We start from the raw sequence: 18928 nt of genomic DNA on the forward strand, positions 1-18928 counted from the left end.
TTTATTCTGTTTCTCCCATTAATATTTTGGCGTATGGAGAATCGAACGGGAGAACGATGACTGTTTCACCGTCGATTGTTTTCTTGTAGGATTGAAGTGTTCTATATAATTCATAAAATTTAGGATCTTTTGAATAAGCCTGGTTATAGAGCTTCGCTGCCTCCGCCTCTCCATGACCGCGGATGGTTTCAGCTTGAGCTTCAGCTTTTGCCAGCATTTCTTTTACTTGTCTGTCCGTTTCAGCAACAATTCGATTTTTTTCTGCATCCCCCATCGATAAATATTCTTGGGCTTTTGATTCCCGCTCTGATATCATCCTAGTAAATACCGATTTTTCATTTGCTTCCGGCAAATCCGTCCGTTTAATTCTTACATCAACCACCTTAATGCCGAAATGATTTTGTTCAAGCAGGTTATTAACAATATTTGTGATTTTGTCATTAAGGCTCCCGCGGGAAGACTTTTCATCATTAATAATTTCATCATAATTCAGTTTTCCAAGCTCCGATCTCACAGTGGAAAAGATAAATTCCGACATTTTTGCCTCTACATTGACAACTGTTCTTGCATTGGCGATCATTTCTTTCGGATCTTCGATTCTCCAAACCGCATAGTTGTCAATTAATATTCGTTTTTTATCCTTTGTATTGATTTCCGCTTCCTCCACATCATACGTTAATTGATGCTTTGGAAGACTTTCAACTGTTTGTATGAAAGGAATTTTTAAATGGAGGCCGGGCTTCTCTATAATTTTTACAACTTCGCCAAATTGACGAACGACTTTATATTCATTTTCTTTCACAACAAAAACGTTGCTGAATAAAAATAGCAAACACGCAAATAAACCGGCTATAACAGACCCTAGGCGTATGTATTTCTTCCATTCAAAATTAATTTTCTTTTCATTCTTGTCCATTGTTTTCACCTCTTTTTTGCGTGTTCTCACTCGATTGATCAGCTTTTTGCTGACTTTGCTGATCATTAGGCAGCACTTGCTGCATAGGCTGAACAGGAAAATACTTCATTGTATTTCCATCATCCTTCATAATGTAAATTTGCGCATTTGGCAGCACGCTGTCTATCGTTTCTAAAATTAGACGTTTTTCTGTGATTTCTTTTGAATTTTTGTATTCATTGTATAAAGAATTAAATAGTGCGACTTCCCCTTTCGCTTGTTCAATCCTGGATGCTCTGTCCCCTTCAGCTTTGGAGATGATTGCATCGCGCTCTCCTTCTGCCTCTTTTGTTCGTTTATTCCTATATTTATTGGCTTCGTTTATTTTCGTATTCATCATTTCTCTTGCATCCGTAACGTTTGTAAACGCCTTTCGAACTTCTTCGTTCGGCAAATCAACATCCTGCAATTTGACCGCAATGATTGAAATGCCAATATCATACTTTTTCATCAACGAGCTTAATAATTCTTGCACTTGAGCTTCAATTTCCACTTTTCCGCTCGTTAAAGCATTGTCAATTTTTGTGCTTCCAATAATGCTTCTTAACGAAGCAGATGTTGCATCCCGCAAAATTTCCTTTGGATTTTCAGCATTGAACAAATATTTTGCCGGATTCGTTATTTTCCATTGAACGACCATATCTGCTAACACAATGTTTTCATCGCCTGTAATCATTTTTGTTTCCTTTGGAAAAGACTCAACTTTTCCATCTTTCTCTTTATATCCAAATTGTAAACTGAATGTTTCTTTGGATAGTTTTTTTACCGATTGAATCGGCCATGGCCATTTAAAATGAAGCCCAGGCTCAGTTATACCCTCTTCCACTTTTCCAAATGTAGTAATAACCGCTTGTTCCGACTCGTCTACAGTATACCAGGAAGTAATCGCAGCAAGACCGAGAATGCTGATCAGAAAAATAAATCCAATAATTGTTAATAATCTTCTTATGCTTACCATTATATCCCCCCATCTCTCTCTATTTATTATTTCATACGAAAAAAGTACGATTTTGTTTCATTTAAAAAACGCAGCCATAAAAAAAAGACGGAAACGTAATTGTTTCCATCTGCAAATGGGCTCCTTGGATGAAGGGGTTTTCGAATGCCATTTTAACAATCAAATGTTAACTTAGCATAAATTGGATGTAAATCTTATGTTAAACTATTCATTGTATCTTTGAAAAGTCACAGTAAAAGTCGTTCCAACACCAACGGTGCTTTTGACTGTCAAATTTGCTTGGTGGGCTTCTACTAAATGTTTTACGATCGCAAGCCCTAAACCAGTTCCACCTGAGTTTCTGCTTCTAGCTTTATCAACTCTATAAAAACGCTCAAAAATTCTAGGAATTTCCTCTTCTCTAATTCCAATTCCGGTGTCTTGAACAGAAATGGCTACTTCATCATGTCCAGCCTTAACAGAAAGGGTCACTTTTCCGCCAGCTGGCGTATACATAATTCCGTTGCTGGCTAAGTTTATAAAAATTTGCTTCAGCCGATGAGGATCGCCTTCAATAAAAACAGGCTCGTCTGGAACATCCAATATAAAATCAATATTTTTTTCTTTCGCTTTTCTATCTAGCAAATGATGAATTTCTTTTAAAAACTCGTTTACATTGCATTTTCTAAGCTCCAGCTGAAAGCCCTGCTGCTCGATTTTTGATAAATCTAATAAATCTTGAATTAAAGATTGCATTCGTTCGCTTTCTTTTAAAATGATGGATAAAAAAAAATGCAATGTTTGTTCATCTTTCATGGCGCCATCCAGCAATGTTTCAGAAAACCCTTTGATGGAGGTGATCGGTGTTTTTAATTCATGAGATACATTTGCTACAAAATCTTTTCGTATTTGTTCAAGCTTTTTCAATTCGGTAATATCGTGAAAAACAAGAACGACGCCTTTCCATACTTCGCTTTTTCCAATGATCGGAGCACCGTAAACTTCAAAATGCTTTCTTTCGATGTTAACAGGAAGCATAATATGCTTTCTTATATTTGATTCCGTCAAAAAAATTTCTTCGACCATTTGAATAATTTCTTTATATGCGATCGCTTCTTGGTAAGATTTATATAAATAATCCTCTTGATTAATTTGAAAAATTTCTTTAAAGGCTTTATTCATCAGGCTAATATAGCCACGTTCATCAATGAAAAGAAGACCGCTTCCCATGTTTTCAATCAATGTTTGCAGCCTTTCCTGGTGCAATTCCTGGGTTCTTGTCATGTCTTGAAGGTTGCGTGCCAAAATGTTGATGGATTTGCTCAACATACTCGTTTCGTCGCCTGATGAATTTTCATATGTTCTCGCTTTGTAATTTCCTTTTGCAAGCTCCATCGCCACTTCTGTCGCCGATTCGATCGGTTTCGTATATTGCTTCATAATGCGGGTGCCAAAAATTAAAATGATCGTTAATGCCGCAATAAGACTCCCTATAATGAAAAACCAAATTTCTTTATTCATCGCTTCGAAATATTTGATGGAAGTCCCGAAAACTAAAAATCCCTTTCGTTCATCTTGTTGAAAGATGGGAATACCGTAAAATAACAAATCAGCTTGATCGAGATCTAGGCGAAATCCTTCCTTTGCATTTCGGTGGTTGGTCAAGATCAGTTCTGATAATCTTTCGTCGCTTTGATGAAAGCTAGGACCTGTTTTAAAAACGATGTTTCCGTCCATATCCATAAAAAGAAGGAGTGAGTTTAACTTTTCGCTCATTTCCTCCATTTTATGCTTCATTTCGGTAGAACCGATCTTTTCATTCTCAATGACCAGCTTGATCAACTCGGCTTCTTTTTTAAATTGCTTCTCATAATTGATGAAGTAAAACGATTGAAATAATTGTCCTAAAATAAATCCAAAACCAAGCAGAACAGTAATAATTAATGCTGTAAACGCAAGAAGCAGTTTTGAACGGAACTTACTCATTTAGCTTTGGATCCTCCAGTTTGTAGCCTAGACCTCTGATCGTTTTAATATATTCAGGCTTTTTCGTATTCCGTTCAATTTTTTCTCTTAAATGGCTGATATGAACATCCACTATTCTTGTATCACCGGCAAAATCATAATTCCAAACAGCGCTTAATAACTGATCCCTTGTTAAAACTCGGCCTTTATGTTTTGCAAGATAAAGAAGCAGTTCAAACTCTTTCGGTGTAAAGTCAAGTCTTTCTTGTTCAAAATAAGCTTCATATCGTTCAGGCATAATTTTTAAATCACCGATAATAATGTTGTTTTCTTCCGCTTCTTTTTTTACATGCATGTGAGCATCTTCTGATCTGACACGCCGCAGGATTGCTTTTACCCGAGCGATAATTTCTCTTGGACTGAACGGTTTTGTCATGTAATCGTCCGCACCTAACTCAAGCCCAAGCACCTTATCAAATTCATCATCTTTTGCCGTAAGCATTAAAATGGGCGTCATCACTTTGCGCTGTCTAAGCTGTTTACAAATTTCCATACCATCTATACTCGGGAGCATTAAATCAAGCACAATTAAATCCGGTGCATCTGTAATTGCTTTTTCAAATCCTTCGCTTCCATCCTGAGCAGTAATGACTTCATAGCCTGCTTGTTCAAGATTATACTGAAGAAGAGTGACAATCGATTGTTCATCATCCACTACTAATATTTTTTTACTCATAAAATCCTCCAATAATTTTCTCCTACTGTTCTTATTATTCTTTATTATTATTATAGTCCACGAAGCAGAAAGAACCAATACAAGAAAAGCTGCTTTCAGAAGATTTTAAAGAATCGATAGAAACATGATGGAGCGGTTTTGAAGCGGAAAATTGAAAAAGCGGACGAATTTTCTGTGCAAACTCTCTTTTTTCTTTTATAAGAAAAAGGAGGAACATAACATGTCCTCCTTTTTCTATCATGCACTATATTAATGCTTTCATAACATTTCTTACAGATTCAGCAGATTTTTCCAAAGCTGCTTTTTCTTCATCCGTCAGTTCAAGCTCAATAATTTGCTCTAAGCCATTGCCTCCAAGAATTGTTGGAACGCCTAAATAAATACCTTCAAAACCGTATTCTCCTTCTAAATATGCAATGGCAGGCAATACGCGGCGCTGATCTTTAACAATCGCTTCCACCATCTCTACAAGAGATGCGGCTGGTGCGTAGTATGCGCTTCCGTTTCCAAGCAGGTTAACAATTTCTCCCCCGCCTTTTCTAGTTCTTTCAACAATCGCATCCAAGCGCTCTTTCGGAATTAATTTTTCTAACGGAATGCCCCCTGCGTATGAATAGCGAACTAATGGCACCATATCATCTCCGTGGCCGCCTAACACAAATCCTGTAATGTCTTTGACTGATAAATTCAATTCTTGAGCAACAAATGTGCGGAATCTTGCGGTATCTAAAACTCCAGATTGACCGATGACGCGGTGTTTTGGAAATCCGGATTCTTTATAAACAGTGTAAGTCATTGCATCAACCGGATTTGTCAGCACAATGATAATGGAGTTTGGGGAATATTTTACAACTTCTTTTGTGACGCTTTTCATTACTTTTTGGTTGGTCTGCACTAAATCGTCTCGACTCATTCCAGGTTTTCTTGCAATTCCTGCCGTGATCACAACAATATCGGAATCAGCCGTTTCCTCATAGTTTGATGTTCCGATAATGTTCGCATCAAATCCAAGAACAGGGCTTGATTCAAGCATGTCCAACGCTTTCCCTTTTGTCGGATTCTCTGCTTGCGGAATGTCAACGAGCACAACATCTCCCAGCTCTTTTTTTGCTAGCAAAAAAGCTGTTGTCGCACCAGTAAATCCAGCACCAATGACAGAAATTTTCTTTCTTTTAATCGCCATTTCAAGCATCCATCCTCTCTTTTATGTAAGTGATTTTTCAAAAATGAATCTAAATGGAGAGCTACTTCGTAAAGAAGCAGCTCTCAGTTCTTTGTTTAACCCATGTTTTTAATCAATTCATTGCCGAATTCAGAGCATTTTACTTCCGTAGCTCCGTCCATGAGGCGTGCAAAGTCATAGGTGACAACTTTTGAAGCGATCGTTTTTTCCATTGCTTGAATGATTAAATCAGCTGCTTCTTTCCAGCCTAAATGTTCGAGCATAAGCACTCCAGAAAGAATTACGGAAGATGGATTCACTTTATCAAGTCCGGCGTATTTTGGTGCTGTACCGTGTGTTGCTTCAAAAATCGCATGCCCTGTCTCGTAGTTAATGTTTGCTCCTGGAGCAATACCGATTCCACCTACTTGTGCAGCCAAAGCATCCGAAATGTAGTCTCCATTTAAATTCATCGTTGCAACTACATCAAACTCGCGCGGACGAGTAAGAATTTGCTGTAGGAAAATATCTGCAATTGCATCTTTAATAATAATTTTTCCAGCTTTTTCTGCTTCTTCTTGCGCTTTGTTAGCCGCTTCTTTTCCTTCTTTTTCAACAATGCGGTCATACTCAGCCCATGTGAATACTTTATCGCCAAACTCTTGCTCAGCCAATTCATATCCCCAATTTTTAAACGCGCCTTCTGTAAATTTCATAATGTTCCCTTTATGAACAAGGGTGACAGATTTTCTTCCGTGTTCAATTGCATAGTTAATGGCCGCACGGACAAGCCGTTTCGTTCCTTCTTCAGAAATAGGCTTAATGCCGATTCCGGACGTTTCAGGGAAACGGATTTTGTTTACTCCCAGCTCTTTTTGTAAAAATTCAATGACTTTTTTTACTTCTTCTGTCCCTTTTGCATACTCTATGCCGGCATAGATGTCTTCGGTATTTTCACGGAAAATTACCATGTCTGTATCTTGAGGACGTTTTACAGGGGAAGGAACTCCATTGAAATAACGGACAGGTCTTAAGCACACAAATAAATCCAGCTCTTGGCGAAGAGCAACGTTTAAAGAACGGATTCCTCCACCTACAGGAGTTGTTAACGGACCTTTGATCGCAATCATATACTCGCGTATAACATCAAGCGTTTCTTGAGGAAGCCATTCCCCAGTCTCTTTAAAAGCTTTTTCACCAGCAAGCACTTCTTTCCAAACGATTTTCTTTTCGCCATTGTATGCTTTTTCTACAGCTGCTTCCAGCACTTTTGACGCAGCTCTCCAAATATCAGGACCAGTGCCGTCTCCTTCAATAAACGGAATTATAGGATCATTTGGAACGTTTAAAGTACCATTTGTCATTGTAATTTTTTGACCTTCTGCCACAATCATTACCTCCTAAATATGTATTCTCTATTTGTGTATAAAAGCATGGCCATGCTTAACAGGGAAGAAAAAGGAATCCCTTTTCTATTTTACCTGTTAGCTGCGCTTTTCGATAGGGATAAATACTTGTTTTTCTGGTCCTGTATATTCCGCACGAGGACGAATCAATCGATTGTTTTCATATTGCTCTAAAATATGGGCTAACCATCCAGATGTGCGGCTTATTGCAAAAATCGGCGTAAATAAATCATGATCAATACCTAAGCAATGGTATACAGACGCTGAATAAAAATCAACATTCGGCGGTAAAGATTTTTCAGATGTTACGATTTCCTCAATTTTAGTTGACATTTCATACCATTTCGTTTCACCGGTGATTTCTGTTAGTCTGCGGGACATTTCTTTTAAATGTTTGGCACGAGGATCCCCTTTGCGATAAACTCGATGACCAAATCCCATAATTTTTTCTTTGTTTGCTAATTTTTCGCGAATGTAAGATTCTACATTTTCAGGTTCACCAATTTCTGTTAACATTCGCATAACGCGTTCGTTCGCACCGCCATGCAACGGTCCTTTCAATGCTCCAATTGCCGCAGTAATTCCGGAATAAATGTCCGAAAGCGTTGCCACACATACTCTTGCAGTAAATGTCGAAGCATTCAATTCATGGTCTGCATGAAGGACGAGCGCTTTGTTGAAGGCTTCAATGGAAGTTTGATCAGGTTCTTCACCTTTTAACATATATAAGAAATTAGCGGCAAAGCCTAAATCTGTTCTCGGTTGAACAGGCTCCAATCCTTTGCGGATGCGGGCAAAAGCAGCGACAATTGTAGAAATTTTCGCCTGCAATCGAATTGCTTTTCGATAATTTGCCTCATCAGACATGTTGTCCGCTTCTTCGTCATACAATCCAAGCAAAGATACAGCTGTTCTCAAAGCTGCCATCGGATGTACTTTATCAATCGGATAAGTTTTAAAATGTTCTAATATTTCATTCGGTATCGACGCATTCTCAGCAAGCTGCTTTCTTAATTCCTCTAATTGCTCCTTATTCGGAAGCTTTCGATGCCAAAGCAGGTAAACAACTTCTTCAAAGCTTGCGTTTTGAGCTAAATCGTCAATATTGTAACCAACATATGTCAATGTATCATCAATAATAGAACTTATTGATGAAGTTGTGGCTACCACGCCTTCTAGTCCACGCGTTGCTGTCATGGCTATCTCCCCTTTACATAAAATTTTCAACTGCAATTCAAATAGAAATAAACGAAATTCATAAAACTTTCATTTTTTCACAAAAAGAAAATGCTTTCATTTCTTTTGTGAAATATTTTTTATCAGTGAAATGATCACCAAACATATGAATTAAAAAATACACCTCTATTATAAACAATTATCAGACTTTTGTGAATCAGATAAATAAGATATTTTTTACGGAATTCTTTTTTTTAATAAAAAAATCTTATAGAATTGAATAAGAATTACTTATTTCAGCATAATAAATCTTTTATTGAATTATGGCCGAATAATATGGATCGTATGTTTATCAATCCATTTTTTTATGAATTGAATAAGAAAAGGCTTTATCCAATTTCTTGTGATTGGAAATAAAAGAAACAAACCGACGATATCCGAAATAAATCCCGGCGTCAATAGCATGATTCCTCCGACAAAAATAGCCATTGCATCCAAAATGGCATTGCTTGGAATGCGCCCATATTGAATTTCCTTTTGAAGATTTCGCACTGCCTGAATTCCTTGTTTTTTCGCCAAATAAGCCCCAACAAAGCCTGTTAAGATAATCAATAGCACAGTCGGAAGCACCCCGATCGTCTTTCCAGATAAAAGCAAAACCCCTATTTCACAAGCCGGTGCAACAATAAAAAAAATCAATAATGCTCGCATATGCTATCTCCTCCATATATAAAATACCCGTTCCCTACTCTTTACTATACAAAAGGGAGATGTAAAATGCTCGTTTCTTAATCTTTACTATACAAAAAAAGAGAAGGAACTGAAATCCTTCTCCTTTCAATCAAAATTATAGAACGCTCGCATGTCCTTTATAAATCATCCCTTGGATTGCATCCACAGTGACTTCCATACCATCCTTCAAAATTTCTGTTGCATTTTCTACCCCGACAATGACTGGAATGCCAAGGCTCAAACCGACTACGGCCGCATGGCACGTTAAGCCGCCTTCTTCCGTAACAAGTGCAGCTGCTTTTTCAATCGCTTCCATCATGTCTATGTCGGTCCCATTCGTAACGAGAATTGAACCTTTCACCATTTTCTCAACAGCTTCTTTACTATTCTTTGCAACGATAACCTTTCCAAATGCCGATGCTCGTCCAATCCCTTGACCTTTTCCTAAAACATCGCCAACAACATGGACTTTCATCAGATTTGTGGAACCTGTTTCTCCAACAGGTACTCCGGCTGTAATAATCACTCGATCTCCATGTGTAATAATTCCAGTGTTTATAGATTCACGCACAGCTATGTCAAGCATTTCATCTGTTGTTGTAGCAATTTGTCCTATTGTTGGATGCACACCCCATACAAGGGCAAGCTTACGGCATACTTTACTGCTGGATGTTACTGCAATAATCGGCGCTTTTGGCCGATATTTCGAAATCATTTTGGCCGTATAGCCGCTGACTGTTGGCGTGATAATGGCCGAAACGTCCAAATTTATCGCCGTATAAGCTACTGATTGTCCAATTGCATTTGTGATCGTTGAATCAGCAACTTTCGTATGTTTCGTTAAGGCTTGGCGATAATCTAAAGCTTGTTCAACGCGGGAAGCAATTTTATGCATCGTCTCCACTGCTTCTACCGGATATAAACCGGCAGCTGTCTCGCCTGAAAGCATAATTGCATCGGTTCCATCAAAAATAGCGTTTGCTACATCGCTGGCTTCCGCACGGGTAGGTCTTGGGTTTCGCTGCATCGAATCAAGCATTTGAGTAGCAGTGATAACAGGTTTTCCTAATTGATTGCATTTGCGAATCAGTTCCTTTTGGACAAGCGGAACATCTTCAGCGGGAATTTCCACTCCTAAATCTCCTCGAGCAACCATTAGCCCGTCGGAAACTTCCAAAATTTGATCAATATTGTCAACGCCTTCTTGATTTTCTATTTTCGGGATAATTTGAATATCGTCAGCTTGGTGTTCCTCCAGCAGTTGACGAATTTCCAATACGTCGGAAGCGCGGCGAACAAATGATGCAGCGATAAAATCGACTCCCTGCTCAATGCCAAACAAAATATCTTTTGCATCTTTCTCCGTAATTCCAGGAAGATTGACACTAACTCCAGGAACATTGACTCCTTTTTTATTTTTCAAAATTCCGCTGTTTAATACCTTCGTTTCAATTTCCTGTTTTTCTTTATCAATCTTTGTAACTTCTAATCCAATTAATCCGTCATCAAGCAATATTTTAGAACCAACGGAAACATCATTTATTAATCCTTTATATGTAACCGAAATTTTTTCTTTCGTGCCGACAACCTCTTCCATTGAAATAAGAAGGCGGGATCCTGCTTCTAATTGTATCTCCCCGTTTTCCATTGTATGCGTTCGAATCTCAGGGCCTTTTGTGTCCAATAATATTGCAACACTTTTGCCCAAACGCTTCGCTGCCTCCCGAATGTTTTGAATTCTCGCTTTATGCTCCTCATGATTTCCATGCGAAAAATTGAGCCGAGCCACATTCATGCCGGCTTTTATTAGTTTTTCCAACATTTCGATGCTCTCGCTTGCAGGACCTATTGTACAAACAATTTTCGTTTTTCGCATAAATTGGCATACCTCCTAAACATTATGAAAACGATCCCATGTTCATACTTTATATAGAAAGTTCTTTTGAAAGCTTGTACATTGACTTATCAACCGTATGAGGCTGATCCAAAATTTCTAAAATGTCATGATCCACAAGCTGATTATTTTGGATGCCTACACATCGTCCGCCTTTACCATTAAGAAGCAGTTCCACCGCATAAGCGCCTAGTCTGCTTGCCAATACTCTATCAAATGCGGTAGGCGATCCGCCGCGTTGAATGTGGCCTAATACAGAAACACGCGTTTCAAAGTTTGTCATCTCTTTGATCTTTTGGCCTATTTCGACGCCGCTTCCCACACCTTCAGCGACAATAATAATACTATGTTTTTTCCCTCTTTCATGGCCTCGTTTTAATCGATCGATGATTTCCTCTATTTTGAAATCTGCTTCCGGAATTAAAATGGTTTCCGCACCTCCGGCAAGCCCGGACCATAAAGCGATGTCACCGGCATCCCGACCCATTACTTCTATTACGTATGTACGCTCATGGGAGGTAGCTGTATCACGAATTTTATCAATTGCTTGTATCACCGTATTAAGTGCTGTATCAAAACCGATCGTATAGTCAGTTCCAGGTATGTCATTGTCGATGGTGCCCGGCACCCCAACGCATGGATATCCATGTTCAGTCAACTTTTTTGCGCCCATGTAGGAGCCGTTTCCGCCAATAACGACAAGACCTTCAATCCCGAATTTCTTCAATTGTTCAATTCCTTTTTTTTGTCCTTCGATTGTTTTAAATTCTTCGCACCGTGCCGTATAGAGCATCGTTCCACCGCGATGAATGATGTCACCTACTGAACCAAGTTCAAGCTTTTGAATTTTTCCCGAAATAAGACCTGAGTAACCATTATAAATTCCATAAACTTCTAATCCATGAAAAATTCCTTTGCGGACAACGGCACGAATTGCAGCGTTCATACCAGGAGAATCGCCGCCGCTCGTTAAAACGCCGATTTTTTTCATAATTTCACCTCTCTTGGACTGCTCAAACAAAGCTTACATAAAATAATGATCATATTATCTGATAATCGTTGAGCATAGTAAGCTTAGAATAGTTAAATTCTTTATTATTATACACAAAAAGAAGCGATGCGAAAGATAAAAATAAAAAAATAACGTGCGGCTCCATCAAGGAGCGCACGTTACTGCGTATTTGTCACTTGTTCGTCAATAACGGCCCCAATACTTTTAAATTTTTCGTACCGATGCCTGATCAGCTCTTCTCCGCTCATATTGGTCAATTCTTTTAATGATCGTTTTAAAGCCTGTTCAATGTGTTTAGCTTGCAATTGGACATCCCTATGTGCCCCGCCTTTTACTTCCGGAATGATATCATCAATGACACCAAGCTCTTTTAAATCTTGGGCAGTGATCTTCATTGTTTCTGCCGCTTTTTTAGCTAAGCCGGCATCCTTCCATAATAGGGCGGCAGCCCCTTCGGGAGAAATAACTGAATAAGTAGAATTTTCCAACATATATATATGATTTCCTACTCCTAATGCTAATGCGCCGCCGCTTCCCCCTTCTCCAATGACAATACATATAATTGGAACAGAAAAACCGGCCATTTCAAACAAATTTCTGGCAATTGCTTCACTTTGTCCCCGCTCTTCTGCAGCTTTTCCTGGGTAAGCTCCTTTTGTATCGATAAATGTAATAATAGGGCGGTTAAACTTGTTCGCCTGTTTCATAAGGCGCAATGCTTTACGGTAACCTTCAGGATGCGGCATACCAAAATTTCTTCGGATATTGTCTTTCGTATCTTTTCCTCTTTGCTGCCCGATTACCGTTACAGGGATCCCATGAAATTTTGCAACGCCTCCTACAATCGCTTCGTCATCTCCAAAATATCTGTCTCCGTGGCATTCGAAAAAATTTTCAAACAACAGCTCAATATAATCAAGCGTTGTAGGGCGATTCGGATGGCGTGCGATTTGGACGCGATTCCACGGGGAGAGGTGATCATATATTTCCTTTTCTAAATTTTTTAGTCTTGTTTCCAGCTTTTCAATTTCAGCCGACAAATCTACATCCGCTGTTTTTGTAAATTCCTTTAATTCATGAATTTTTTTCTTTAATTCTATAATCGGCTTTTCAAATTCCAGTTCTCCTACCAATCTACATCCCCCTTTGCTTGGTGTATATCCAAGAGGTTGATTAACGTATCCCGCAGTTGGTGGCGGTGCAATACAGAATCAAGCTGCCCATGCTTCAGCAGAAATTCAGCAGTTTGGAAATCTTCCGGAAGCTCTTCTCTGATCGTTTGTTCTATGATTCTGCGCCCTGCAAAACCGATTAATGCACCAGGCTCGGCAAAATTGTAGTCACCTAAAGAAGCGAAGCTAGCCGATACTCCCCCTGTAGTCGGATGGGTCATAACCGAAATAATGAGTCCGCCTTCATCGCTGAATAATTTTAAAGCAGCGCTAGTTTTCGCCATCTGCATTAAACTGAGGACGCCTTCTTGCATACGAGCACCGCCTGAAGCTGTGAAAATAATAAAGGGGATGTTTTTTTTCTTCGCTTTTTCAATTGCCCTTGTAATTTTTTCTCCAACTACCGAACCCATGCTCCCCATGCGAAAACTCGCATCCATAACGGCAATCACTACTGGAAATCCGCCGATTGTTCCTTCGCCTGTCACGACAGCTTCATTTAGCTTCGTTTTCTCTTTGTCTTTTTCTAGCTTTTCTAAATACCCTTCAAAATTAAGAGGGTTTTCAGAACGCATATCGCTGTCATATTCTAAAAAGCTGCCATGATCTAAAAGGCTGGCAATTCTTTCTCTCGCTCCCATTTGAAAATGGTAGCCGCAGTTGTTGCACACTTTTAAATTTTTTTCAATTTCTTTTGAGTACATAATCTTTTTACATTTTGGACATTTTGTCATAATACCTTCAGGAACATCATATTTTGCATGTCCGGAAGGGATCGATGCATATTTTTTCTTTTTTGAAAAAATGTTTTTTATCAAAATAGAACCTCCCTTTTTGGCTGAATAATGTCTTCATTGCAAGGGATGACACCTTCAATCAATCTTAAATCTTCCGGATCTTCTTCCTATATCTTTTGAGAGGTATTCAAATATTATAAATATATCATATTTTTCTTTCTCCCAACAGCAGAGAAGAGAGGTTTCTCATTCTTTCGCCATTTGTAGCCGCTTTTATTTTCCAATAATAGCAAGCTTTCTTGTTTTTTCCGCAACTTCTTCCGGATCTACTTTTATGCGTGCAACACCTGTTTCCATTGCCGTTTTCGCAACAGCTGCAGCAACACATGGTGCAACCCTTGGATCAAACGGCGCCGGAATAACATAATCAGGACGAAGCTCATCTTCCTTAATAAGAGAAGCAATCGCTTCAGCAGCAGCCATTTTCATCTGTTCATTTATATGTGTTGCTCTTACATCCAATGCTCCACGGAAAATCCCTGGAAATGCTAAAACGTTATTCACCTGGTTAGGGAAATCTGAACGTCCTGTTCCAATGACTTTTGCTCCAGCTTCTTTCGCATCGTCAGGCATAATTTCCGGATCTGGATTGGCCATAGCGAAAATGATCGGATTATCCGCCATTAATTTTACCATTTCTTTTGTTAGTGCTCCTGCGACTGACACACCGATAAAAACATCCGCTCCTTCGATTACATCGGCCAAAGAGCCCTCTAAGCGATCATGATTTGTATATTTAGCCACTTCAGCTTTTATGCTGTTCATTCCGTAAGGGCGTCCATCGAAAATGGCTCCTTTTGAATCGCACAAAATAATGTCACGAACACCATAGCGATATAATAATTTTATAATAGCTATTCCAGCCGCTCCTGCTCCGTTTGCGACAACTTTAATATTTGACATCTCTTTGCCGACCAGCTTCAACGCATTTAATAAACCAGCGACAGTTACAATGGCGGTTCCGTGTTGATCGTCATGGAAAATCGGAATGTTCGTTTCCTTTTTTAAACGCTCTTCAATTTCGAAGCAATTTGGTGCGGCAATATCTTCCAAGTTTATGCCGCCAAAAGTCGGCTCAAGAAGCTTTACTGTCTCAATAATTTTTTCCACATCTGTCGTATCTATACAAATCGGGAACGCATCGACACCTGCAAAGCTTTTAAATAAAACAGCTTTTCCTTCCATGACAGGGAGAGCTGCCTCCGGTCCGATGTTTCCAAGCCCTAAAACGGCTGTTCCATCAGAGACAACCGCCACCATATTCCCTTTCATCGTATACTCATACACTTTGCTTTTATCATCATAAATTGCCTTGCACGGCTCAGCCACTCCAGGAGAGTATGCTAAACTTAAATCTTTTGCATTTCGTACCGGAATTTTTGATTTTGTTTCAAGTTTTCCCTTCTGAACACTATGAATATGTAATGCTTCTTCTCTTAATGACAACCTTTATCACTCCTTAACAACATGGATAATCGTCAAAATGGAAAGACCACTTTTTAGATATTTCTAAAATATTATACATGCAATCCGTTGTAAAGAAAAAGACATGTTTATTCTCTCAAGGCGACATTCCTTTCTCCGAGCAATGCCCGCAATCGATTCAAACATTGTTCAGACGGTTGTACACCAAATGTTTCGGGAAGTTTGACCGCTTTCTTTTTTCGTTCATGGTAAATAAATACAGGTATGCTGCCTGGATAATCCTGCAATACTTTTTTTATTTCGAGAAGCTTTTGTTTCTCTGATGCTTCATCTGCAATTTTTAAAAATAAAGCACGCTGCCGTTTAAATTCCGAGATGTCTTTTACGTCTTGAATTATATATTGAACATGTTCATTTCTAATTTCCGGTTTTCCGGTCAACAAATATACATTCCCTTTCTTTATTTTTCCGCTGAACTTTGCGTATTCATTAGGAAACAAGACCGCTTCTACATCCCCGCTTTGATCGCTTATATTGAGAAAAGCCATCGCCTGGCCGCTTTTTGTGCGAATTGCCTTTACGTTCGTCACATACGCGCCCACATGAACTTTTTTTTCAATCCATTGCGATAAATCCATTAATCGAACTGCCCCCAGCTGCTTCAAAACCGAATCGTAAGGCTGAATCGGATGGCTTGATAAATAAAATCCTAATGTTTCCTTTTCGAATTTTAATTTTTCTTCAATGGTGAACGGTTCCACTTCCACATACTTTGGTTTAATCGCAGCAAGATCGTCAAGCGGAAAAACGATTTGCTCTTTTTCATCCATTTTGAACAATTCTGCATGCTCGAGCGCAACATCAATACTAGCAAGCAACGTTGCCCGATCTTGCCCAAAATCATCCATCGCACCAGAAAAAATGAGCGCTTCTATTGTTCGGCGATTGACTGCCTTTGAAGACATCCTGATACAAAAATCAAACAAATCTTCAAAAGGCTTCTTTTTTCTTTCTTTTGCAATTTCTTTCATGGCGGCAATGCCAACATTTTTAATCGAGGCAAGTCCGAATCGGATAGATCCGTTTTCCACTAAAAAAGAAAAACCGCTTTTATGAATGGACGGTGGCAGGATTGTAATTCCCATTTCTGAAGCTTCTCGAACATATTGCGCTAATTTTTCTTGATTTCCTCCGATGCTCGACATTAACGCAGCCATAAAATATAAAGGATAGTGGGCTTTTAAATAAGCAAGCTGATAGGCAATCATGCTGTAGGCAACAGCGTGGCTGCGGTTAAAACCGTAGTTGGCAAATTTAACAATGAGATCGTATACTTTATTCGCGGTTTTTTCGTCGTATCCTTTTTTTAAACAACCTATAATAAAGCGATTTCTGTTTTCATCCAAAATCGTTTTAATTTTTTTGCCGACGGCCCGTCTCAACAGGTCTGCTTCCCCTAACGAAAAACCGGCCATTTTCGCTGCGATTTCCATTATTTGCTCTTGATACACAATGACTCCGTATGTTTTTTCTAAAATAGGCTGCAAATCTTTATGCAAATATTCTACCGGCATCCGGCCGTGCTTCCGTTCGATATAGACAGGAATGTTTTCCATCGGTCCTGGACGATACAAAGCATTAACCGCAACCAAATCTTCCAAATTAGTAGGTTTTAGCTTTTGTAAAACTTTCCTCATTCCTTCTGACTCAAATTGGAACACACCTGTCGTATTTCCTTCCGATAAAAGGGAAAACGTTTTTTCATCATCATAATTTGTAAAGTGAACAGAGAGCTTTGTTCCCTCGTAACGTTCAATTAAACGTTTGATATCTTCTATTAACGTTAAATTTCGCAGACCTAAAAAATCGATTTTCAACAGCCCGATTTCTTCTAAAAAATCCATTGAATATTGTGTTAAATATATATTGTGATGACCATTTTGAATCGGAATGACTTCAGTCAGCGGATAATCGCTTAGCACCACTCCCGCAGCATGCGTCGATACATGGCGCGGTAAGCCTTCCAGCTTTAAAGCCGTTTCAAAAATTTCCTTTCCTTTTTCCATTGAATGAAGGATGTTTCGAAATGCTGCCGATTGTTCAAATGCTTCTCTTAAAGTAATTCCAAGCTTTGAAGGTATGTGCTTTGCGAGCACATCCACCTCTTTATTCGAAGCTCCAAGCGCTTTTGCCACATCTCGAATAGCAGCTTTGGCCGCAAAAGTACCGAAAGTGATGATTTGAGCCACATGCCCTTTTCCGTATTTTCGCGCAACATATTCAATCATTTCATCCCGTCTTGTATCCGGAAAATCAATATCGATATCTGGCATAGAAACACGTTCAGGATTTAAAAAACGCTCAAACAATAGATTATAGCGAATTGGATCTACATTCGTAATATCTAGTACATATGCCACTAAAGAGCCGGCTGCTGAACCGCGGCCTGGACCGGTTACAATACCTTTTTCATGCGCGTATTTCATAAAATCCCAAACGATTAAAAAATAATCGCTAAAATTCATTTTTTTTATAACAGACAGCTCATACGAAAGCCTTTTGACATACTCGTCCGAAGGGGATGTTACTTTTTTTCTTAATCCTTCAAAGCACAGTTGTTCAAGAAAATCATCGCTGCTCAATCCTCCAGAAAAGGGGTATTTGGGCAATTTTGTTTTGCCTAATTCTATTTCAACATGGCATTCGGAGGCGATCCGAACAGTATTCTCAATGGAATCAGGAAAGTTCGCGAAATTGTTTATCATTTCCGCCGGGGATTTTAAATAATATTCGGAAGCAAACGCTGCGTCTTGTTCTTCTACAGTCGTTCCGTCTTTAATCGCCAGCAAACAGCGGTGTGCAAATGCATCATCCTTTTCAACATATAAAACATCGTTCGTTGCGACAATCGGAACTTTGATCGTTTCTCTCAGCTCCGCAATTTTTTCATTTAATTGCTGCTCTTCCGGCAAGCCGTGATTTTGTACGGATATGTAAAAAGAATTGGGATCGAGCATGCTTTGAAAAAACTCCACCGCTTTTCCTGCCTCTGCAATCTGTCCGTTTATAAGCAACTGCTCAATCAAGCCTTGTCTGCCAGGTGTGATCACAAAAAGATCCCTGCTGTATTGTTTAAAAAAAGAAAGCGGAAGTCCTTTCGGAAACTTTGTTTGCAGCAAACTGCTTAATTTAAGCAAATTGCGGTATCCGCTGTTATTTTTAGCAAGCAAAACAAAAGGATACGGTTCGTTTTTTATGATAACGGTAGCAGTTAAACCGAAAATCGGTTTAATCCCGTGTTCTTTACAAATTTTATAAAAAGAGATCGCTCCATACATGACATGATGGTCTGTCAAGGCTAGAGCTGTTTGACCAGTTTTTTTCGCATAGCGGACAAGCTTGTCCAATCCAGCAGCACTAGCCAGCAAACTATAGGCGCTCTTCACTTGTAGGTGAACAAAAGGCAATGAAGACCCCACCTTTTTTCAATGATTTCTTAAAACAATTATAGTCATTGTTTTCAATGAAAGACAAACTTCATACTTTCATCTTCCCATCC

The 18928-nt window shown here is 39.0% G+C and carries 14 protein-coding genes; all 14 read right to left on the reverse strand.

All coding sequences use genetic code 11. The annotated features are described in order from the left end of the window. Nucleotide 1: 1 nt before the first annotated feature. Nucleotides 2–916 (reverse strand): protease modulator HflC, encoded by a 915-nt coding sequence (locus NSQ41_RS14355; protein WP_339210200.1) that lies wholly within the window; start codon nt 914–916, stop codon nt 2–4. Beyond that, on the reverse strand, nt 903–1913 hold the full coding sequence (hflK, locus tag NSQ41_RS14360; RefSeq protein WP_066247808.1) for an FtsH protease activity modulator HflK: 1011 nt from the start codon (nt 1911–1913) through the stop codon (nt 903–905). The genes NSQ41_RS14355 and hflK overlap by 14 nt, the downstream gene beginning before the upstream one ends. 204 nt (nt 1914–2117) lie before the next feature. Beyond that, nucleotides 2118–3878 (reverse strand): ATP-binding protein, encoded by a 1761-nt coding sequence (locus NSQ41_RS14365; RefSeq protein ID WP_066247809.1) that lies wholly within the window; start codon nt 3876–3878, stop codon nt 2118–2120. After that, a complete protein-coding gene (locus NSQ41_RS14370) occupies nt 3871–4593 on the reverse strand; it encodes a response regulator transcription factor (protein WP_063387489.1) in 723 nt (240 codons plus the stop codon). The genes NSQ41_RS14365 and NSQ41_RS14370 overlap by 8 nt, the downstream gene beginning before the upstream one ends. A gap of 244 nt (nt 4594–4837) precedes the next feature. Continuing rightward, a complete protein-coding gene (gene mdh, locus NSQ41_RS14375) occupies nt 4838–5776 on the reverse strand; it encodes a malate dehydrogenase (RefSeq protein WP_063387488.1) in 939 nt (312 codons plus the stop codon). Nucleotides 5777–5871: 95 nt separating this feature from the next. Then, the gene (gene icd / locus NSQ41_RS14380) at nt 5872–7143 is read right to left on the reverse strand and encodes an NADP-dependent isocitrate dehydrogenase (RefSeq protein ID WP_066247811.1); all 1272 of its coding nucleotides are present in this window, start codon (nt 7141–7143) and stop codon (nt 5872–5874) included. Between the two features lie 96 nt (nt 7144–7239). Beyond that, nucleotides 7240–8358: a citrate synthase gene (citZ, locus tag NSQ41_RS14385; protein ID WP_063387400.1), complete on the reverse strand. Its 1119-nt coding sequence runs from the start codon at nt 8356–8358 to the stop codon at nt 7240–7242. A 300-nt stretch (nt 8359–8658) separates the two neighbouring features. Then, on the reverse strand, nt 8659–9048 hold the full coding sequence (locus NSQ41_RS14390; RefSeq protein ID WP_339197032.1) for an FxsA family protein: 390 nt from the start codon (nt 9046–9048) through the stop codon (nt 8659–8661). A 136-nt stretch (nt 9049–9184) separates the two neighbouring features. Next, nucleotides 9185–10945: a pyruvate kinase gene (gene pyk, locus NSQ41_RS14395; RefSeq protein WP_327847829.1), complete on the reverse strand. Its 1761-nt coding sequence runs from the start codon at nt 10943–10945 to the stop codon at nt 9185–9187. Nucleotides 10946–10994: 49 nt separating this feature from the next. After that, nucleotides 10995–11954 carry a 6-phosphofructokinase gene (gene pfkA, locus NSQ41_RS14400; RefSeq protein WP_063387397.1) on the reverse strand — a complete coding sequence of 320 codons (960 nt, stop codon included), beginning with the start codon at nt 11952–11954 and terminating at the stop codon, nt 10995–10997. Nucleotides 11955–12133: 179 nt separating this feature from the next. Continuing rightward, entirely contained in the window at nt 12134–13108 is a 975-nt protein-coding gene (gene accA, locus NSQ41_RS14405) for an acetyl-CoA carboxylase carboxyl transferase subunit alpha (RefSeq protein WP_063387396.1), read from the reverse strand. Continuing rightward, nucleotides 13102–13965 carry an acetyl-CoA carboxylase, carboxyltransferase subunit beta gene (accD, locus tag NSQ41_RS14410; RefSeq protein ID WP_066247816.1) on the reverse strand — a complete coding sequence of 288 codons (864 nt, stop codon included), beginning with the start codon at nt 13963–13965 and terminating at the stop codon, nt 13102–13104. The genes accA and accD overlap by 7 nt, the downstream gene beginning before the upstream one ends. A gap of 192 nt (nt 13966–14157) precedes the next feature. Then, on the reverse strand, nt 14158–15390 hold the full coding sequence (locus NSQ41_RS14415) for a malic enzyme-like NAD(P)-binding protein (RefSeq protein WP_066247817.1): 1233 nt from the start codon (nt 15388–15390) through the stop codon (nt 14158–14160). A gap of 107 nt (nt 15391–15497) precedes the next feature. After that, nucleotides 15498–18836, reverse strand: coding sequence for a DNA polymerase III subunit alpha (gene dnaE / locus NSQ41_RS14420; RefSeq protein WP_327847830.1), 3339 nt, complete (start codon nt 18834–18836; stop codon nt 15498–15500). Nucleotides 18837–18928: the final 92 nt, after the last annotated feature.

The organism is Aeribacillus sp. FSL K6-8210, from assembly GCF_037963925.1.
GTDB classification, from domain to species: domain Bacteria; phylum Bacillota; class Bacilli; order Bacillales; family Aeribacillaceae; genus Aeribacillus; species Aeribacillus composti.